Annotated in this window: 8 protein-coding genes; 1 reads left to right on the top strand and 7 read right to left on the bottom strand. The window is 48.5% G+C overall.

The genetic code is table 11. The features are described from left to right. On the top strand, positions 1-206 hold a 206-nt coding region (locus tag BN161_RS30160; RefSeq protein WP_394332304.1), incomplete at its 5' end, for a hypothetical protein. A 399-nt stretch (positions 207-605) separates the two neighbouring features. On the opposite strand, the gene BN161_RS18745 is transcribed toward BN161_RS30160, so the two are convergent. The 7 genes from BN161_RS18745 to BN161_RS18715 form a co-directional block, all read right to left on the bottom strand. Then, positions 606-1,079 (bottom strand): N-acetylmuramoyl-L-alanine amidase, encoded by a 474-nt coding sequence (locus BN161_RS18745; protein ID WP_044269267.1) that lies wholly within the window; start codon positions 1,077-1,079, stop codon positions 606-608. Positions 1,080-1,095: 16 nt separating this feature from the next. Further along, positions 1,096-1,197, bottom strand: coding sequence for a smalltalk protein (locus tag BN161_RS29925; protein ID WP_167332553.1), 102 nt, complete (start codon positions 1,195-1,197; stop codon positions 1,096-1,098). 31 nt (positions 1,198-1,228) lie between these two features. After that, entirely contained in the window at positions 1,229-1,732 is a 504-nt protein-coding gene (locus BN161_RS18740; RefSeq protein ID WP_044269265.1) for an HU family DNA-binding protein, read from the bottom strand. A 144-nt stretch (positions 1,733-1,876) separates the two neighbouring features. Then, the gene (gene dnaB, locus BN161_RS18735) at positions 1,877-3,256 is read right to left on the bottom strand and encodes a replicative DNA helicase (protein ID WP_044269264.1); all 1,380 of its coding nucleotides are present in this window, start codon (positions 3,254-3,256) and stop codon (positions 1,877-1,879) included. Further along, entirely contained in the window at positions 3,246-3,854 is a 609-nt protein-coding gene (locus BN161_RS18730) for a hypothetical protein (RefSeq protein ID WP_044269262.1), read from the bottom strand. Before BN161_RS18730 ends, dnaB begins: the two co-directional genes overlap by 11 nt. Before the next feature lie 274 nt (positions 3,855-4,128). Then, on the bottom strand, positions 4,129-4,407 hold the full coding sequence (locus BN161_RS18720) for a DUF4248 domain-containing protein (RefSeq protein ID WP_044269258.1): 279 nt from the start codon (positions 4,405-4,407) through the stop codon (positions 4,129-4,131). Between the two features lie 113 nt (positions 4,408-4,520). Beyond that, complete coding sequence (locus tag BN161_RS18715) at positions 4,521-4,922, bottom strand: hypothetical protein (RefSeq protein ID WP_044269257.1); 402 nt, start codon at positions 4,920-4,922, stop codon at positions 4,521-4,523. Between the last annotated feature and the right edge of the window lie 86 nt (positions 4,923-5,008).

The raw sequence follows: 5,008 nt of genomic DNA, 5'->3' as shown, positions 1-5,008 counted from the left end.
TTTTTTTCTTTTTTCTTTTTCTCGTCGTCTCTCTTTGCGAAAGGGAGATAAAAGAAGAAGAAGTTCTTAGCGCCGCTTCTATCAAGGAAGCCGACTCAATGTCAACCTCTTCTCGGAAAGCGGGTGCAAAGGTAAGAACTTTTAAGCATTACTTCCAAATGTTTCCGGAAGTTTTTTCTTTTTCTTTTCGGATGCCGCATTCCTAATTGGAATCAAGGCAAAAGGAAAGAAAAAAGATAGGGTTCTTACACCGTTTCTGTCAGAATGTCAATTTCAAGGCTGACCGTCTCTTGGTTAGCGGGTGCAAAAGTAGCCGATATATCTATTCACTCCAAATATATCTATCACTTTTTCTATAGTTTTTTGAAACAATTTTGTAACTAGCTGATTGATAGGGATGTTGTAGAACATAAATTTGGAAGGGAGTGTGCGCGATAACGGAATACTATACATTATGTATATACGCGCGCGTAATGAACTCACCTCCCCCTACAGGGTAATGAGTTTTCACCACAGAGTAACACAGAGGCTCACAGAGTTTAATCAATTTGAAATCAAAAGAATAGAACTCCGTGATACTCTGTGTTACTCTGTGGTGAATGAATTTATAGATAGCCTGGATTCGGAGGCGGTGGCTCCTGCAAAATTGTTGCTGCATCAAAGCAAGGGCACTCTTTTATCCACTCCTCCGGTTCTATTTCACCATTATGGTTCAGGTCGGGACTAAGATCACGATGCCCTACCACTCTACTGCCGGGATAATCTCTTAACAGCAGCATCACCAGCACCCGAAGCGAATGTTTCTGAAAATCGGTTCTCGTATCGGCAGAGTGGCCGGTAATATCCAGTCCGCCTTCGTAGCATATACCAATACTGCTAGAGTTGTAGCCGCGTGCATGCGCACCGAGCTGTTCTATCGAACGGAGATTTTTGACGGCTCCGTCTTTCCTTATATAAAAATGATAGCCTGCGCCGGAGAAGCCCCGGCGCAGGTGATCTGTGATTAAGTCATATTCCGTATAGCAACGGTCAGCGCGGGTGGCGCTGCAATGAATAACGAGTAAATCAATCTTTCTCATACATACAATTTTCTGCTCACACTCTACCCGTCATGGCATGGGCGCCCAAAGCACCCAATAAGGCAGAAGCCAAGGCAATAACGACTTTCAAAACGGTATCCCAAGTGATTTTCTTCATAATAGTCAATGTTTAGGTTATTTATCAATGATTAGCCGAGAGGATTTTCATCCAGACCGCCGCCGCCACCGGAGTTTCCGCCACCGTCTTCCGAGGATCCGCCGTCTTTATCTTCCGATTTCTCTAAGGCAAACACTACATTAGCCGGGCTCCTCGTCTGCGCATGGCTGTTGTTCACCAGCTTCAGCCCTTTGTCCGGAACAAAACGAATATTCACCCGTTTGATATTCTTCACCGTACACTCCTCCGAGGTGGCTACGCCCGGACAGCTAAATGTCATGTGAAAGGTTCCGAACTGATTCATTTTCACCTTGTTTCCGTTGGCCAAGTTCTCCTGTACTTCTTCCACAAGTGCCTCAATCACATGTTTCACATCTCCTTTCGTCATTGCGCAACTCTTCTGTATGGCTGCGGCAAGCGTATCAATGTCTACGGTCTTGCACGTGCCGGGTTTCTGACGAAGATAAAAGAATTTGGGAGAATTGACGTCAGTCACGATTTTTCTGCGCAAATAGCGCTCTACGGTTACATCCATAAATAAAACAAATTAAGTTAAGGTTTAAGTTATTATTACCCTTCCAAGTAGAATACAAAGATACTATATAGAGGAGGCAAAGTCAAGTGTTTCGACAAATATTTTCAAACCATATACAACCGATTCCAACCGATTCAGGCCGCATCACTTCGCATGCTTCGTCAGCCACTCGTAAGGTGGAACATAATCGCCCATTTTCGTCAGGCTGGGGTTGTGTCCGAAGTAGATGTCGCCTGTTTCTCCGTTTCTATGCTTTGCCACGATCACTATCCCGAGTCCTTCGGATGGATATTTACTCTTATGCTCCGTCTTGAGGCCATGCATGGCAGGGCGATAGAGGAGCATAACCATATCCGCATCTTGTTCTATAGCGCCGCTTTCACGCAGGTCGCTCAGCAGCGGACGACAATCAGGACGCCCCTCGCTCATGCGGTTCAGCTGGCTGAGCAGCAATACCGGCACATCCAGTTCCTTTGCCATCAGTTTTGCTTTCCGGGTGGCTTGCGCCACCTCCTGTTCGCGGTTGCGGTTGGCTTGGTCGGACTTCATATCACAAAGTTGCAGGTAGTCCAGGATAATCATATCACACTCTCCCTTGCTTTTCAGCATACGGGCCACCGCACGCACATGTTCCATGCTCACCACCGGGCTGTCGTCCACGTGGATAGGCAGTTGCGAGAGCTGTCGGGAAGCTTCGCGCACCTGCCGCAACTCACCCGTATCGAGCTGCCCCCGACGCATGTGCGAGGCATCCACCTCCTCAGTGGCCGTAAGCAACCAGCGATCTCCCAGACGCTCTCCCTGCATCTCCAGGCTGAAGACCACCGTGTGATAGCCGCTCGTGGCGGCGGTCTTTGCCAGATGCAGGGCAAAAGCCGTTTTTCCCGCTCCCGGACGGGCGGCAATGATATTCAAATCCCCCCGTTGCCATCCCGCAGTCAGTTCGTCCAGGCCGGAAAGGCCCGTGGAGATGCCCGTAATTCCATTCCGGCTGTTCTCTATGCGGGCTTCCACTTGCGCCAGGGTGTCTTCCATCAGTTGCCCCATGGCGCGGAGGCTGTCGGTAGCCCCCATGTCTCCCTGAAGGCGATCCAGCAAGTTGTGCATGTTCACCAGCACATCCATGATGTCTACCGATTGGTCGGCGGCAGCGGCCAGCTGCTTGTGCGAACCGATAATCACCTCGCGCCGGATAAACAGCTCCCGAAGTATACGGGCATGATATTCCAGGTGCGCTCCCGAGGCAATGCGCGCGGCGAGCCTCGTCAGGTTATACGGTCCGCCCACCTTCTCCAGATTGCCACATGAGGCCAGCTCGTTTCTTGCCGTCAGTATATCTATCTTTTTCCCGGTGCGAAACATGGACAGGATAGCTGTGAAAATCATCCGGTTCTGCTCGTTGTAGAACATTTCCGGGCGCAACTTATCCGCGATCAAAGCGATCGCCTCGCTCTCTACCAGGCAGGCGCCGATCACGGCTTCTTCCAGTTCGGCATCTTGCGGGTTCAGATACTCAGTCTTCATACTCATCTTGAAACAGTTTGTCTGCCAGATACTTTGCCGCCTGTCTGCAAAACTTCGTATCACGCAAGTGAAAGAAATACTCGTCAATATGCTCCACCGCCTGCTTTCGTTCGCTCTGCGAGAGCTTCTTCCATTCCCTGAGGGCGCTTTCGCGGTTTTGCCGGGGCATGCGGGTGGTTTCATGATACTCAATCCAGAATAGTCCGAAAGCCTCTTCTACTGCAGATTGGCCGCCATTTCCGGTCTTCCTCTTGCCTGTCCATGCGTCATAGCCGGGAATGCGGATATGGCTGGCGCAGTCTCCCTTCACTTGTTCGATACTGCCGTCTGCCACCAACCGCACGAAGTAGCGGCGAGTTCGCCCGATGCTCCACCCCAGTATTTCCGCCCAGTGTCTGTAGGAAATCACTGATTCGCCACGGGCACAAACCACATTCCTCTGCTCGCGCGTCACTACCATTTCCGCATAATTCACATAGGTCAATACCCTCAAAAAGGCCTCCATATCTCCTCCTGCTTCTCGGCGTTCGTCGAACACCTCCAGCAGCAAGGCGCGAGGCACCATCACATAACCTGCATTTTTTAAATTCTGATCCATTGTTTATTTCTTTTTTTGTGTTGACAAAGGTAGGGCAAGAATCCGACTTTGGTTCTCTGCCCTGCTTCGGATGGTTGCGATTAAAAGATAGTGGTTTAAACGGGTGAAATCCGGTTCACTCCGCACACCATCTAACCCACTGAACGGCAATCCATTATTCATGCGCGCAAGCCACCAACCGTACCACCAACCGTACCCGAATAAATAATATAAGAAACTAAAAAAGGATATATTAAAAAATATATCCTTCGCTTTTCCGCTTTTTCGGAAGTTCCTATCCGGCATCGTCCATGTGCTTATCCCACTCTTCCCGTGCCTGATTGGGAAGCCCCAGATGCCGGATCACCACAGCAATCTGCAACGGAGTCAGAACAGTGGTTTTGTCGGTGTATTCCGCATCCAGCAACTCCGCATACATTTTGGGGATTTCCTTGACACGTTTCCTGAATGACCGAATGGACGAACTGTTGTGTACACATGGATAATACGCCTGCGCCACTTCGGACAAGGCATGGCAGCCTTGAAGCAGCCAGTCAAATTTTTTGTCTTTCATTAGAACTTTGTTTTTAGTTGATGCAGGATCAATGCCCCGCCTTTATTAAAAAATCGGGTGCAAAGTTAAGGAGAACTGAATAGTAATAAAATACGAATATCACCAACCCGGTTTCACCTTCCTCTTTCCCTTTTGAAGTAAGAGAGCACAGTGGCCGGACTGATAAAGCGTCGATTCGGAGTATGTAAACGGCTTTCGAACAGATAGCGGGAAGAAATCACGCAACAGAAATACGTATAATTGAGGTGCATGTGCAGGCGGTGCTGAAGACGATCGTAAACGTTCGAAGCATGGATAAAGAATTCTTCCACTTCCGCATTAGAGATAACCCGATGGCGGCGATGCTGTTTACAAACACGCTCCATCATTTCCAACGCATATTCCATTTGTATGATGTTTTCCTCATTATTCTGCATGCTGCGCTGCAACATTTCCAGCCGTTCCTGCTGGCGGGCATATCTTTGCCTGGTACGTTCAAGACGTTCTTCTAATGTTTTTTTCGTTATTAAATTCATACTTATTTATAGGGTAATGAGCTAAATTATCATTTAACTCATTAGTTTTCCGGGTTTAAATATATTTTGATCACGGGATTACATAT

Origin of the sequence: Bacteroides timonensis, assembly GCF_000513195.1 — a bacterium.
Taxonomy (GTDB): Bacteria; Bacteroidota; Bacteroidia; order Bacteroidales; family Bacteroidaceae; genus Bacteroides; species Bacteroides timonensis.
This window is presented reverse-complemented; position numbering and strand designations above follow the sequence as displayed.

What these genes read in the sequence shown, in the direction of transcription:
- BN161_RS18745 (WP_044269267.1), bottom strand. Translation starts at nt 1,079, where the DNA reads ATGAGAAAGATTGATTTACTCGTTATTCATTGCAGCGCCACCCGCGCT.
- BN161_RS29925 (WP_167332553.1), bottom strand. Translation starts at nt 1,197, where the DNA reads ATGAAGAAAATCACTTGGGATACCGTTTTGAAAGTCGTTATTGCCTTG.
- BN161_RS18740 (WP_044269265.1), bottom strand. Translation starts at nt 1,732, where the DNA reads ATGGATGTAACCGTAGAGCGCTATTTGCGCAGAAAAATCGTGACTGAC.
- dnaB (WP_044269264.1), bottom strand. Translation starts at nt 3,256, where the DNA reads ATGAAGACTGAGTATCTGAACCCGCAAGATGCCGAACTGGAAGAAGCC.
- BN161_RS18730 (WP_044269262.1), bottom strand. Translation starts at nt 3,854, where the DNA reads ATGGATCAGAATTTAAAAAATGCAGGTTATGTGATGGTGCCTCGCGCC.
- BN161_RS18720 (WP_044269258.1), bottom strand. Translation starts at nt 4,407, where the DNA reads ATGAAAGACAAAAAATTTGACTGGCTGCTTCAAGGCTGCCATGCCTTG.
- BN161_RS18715 (WP_044269257.1), bottom strand. Translation starts at nt 4,922, where the DNA reads ATGAATTTAATAACGAAAAAAACATTAGAAGAACGTCTTGAACGTACC.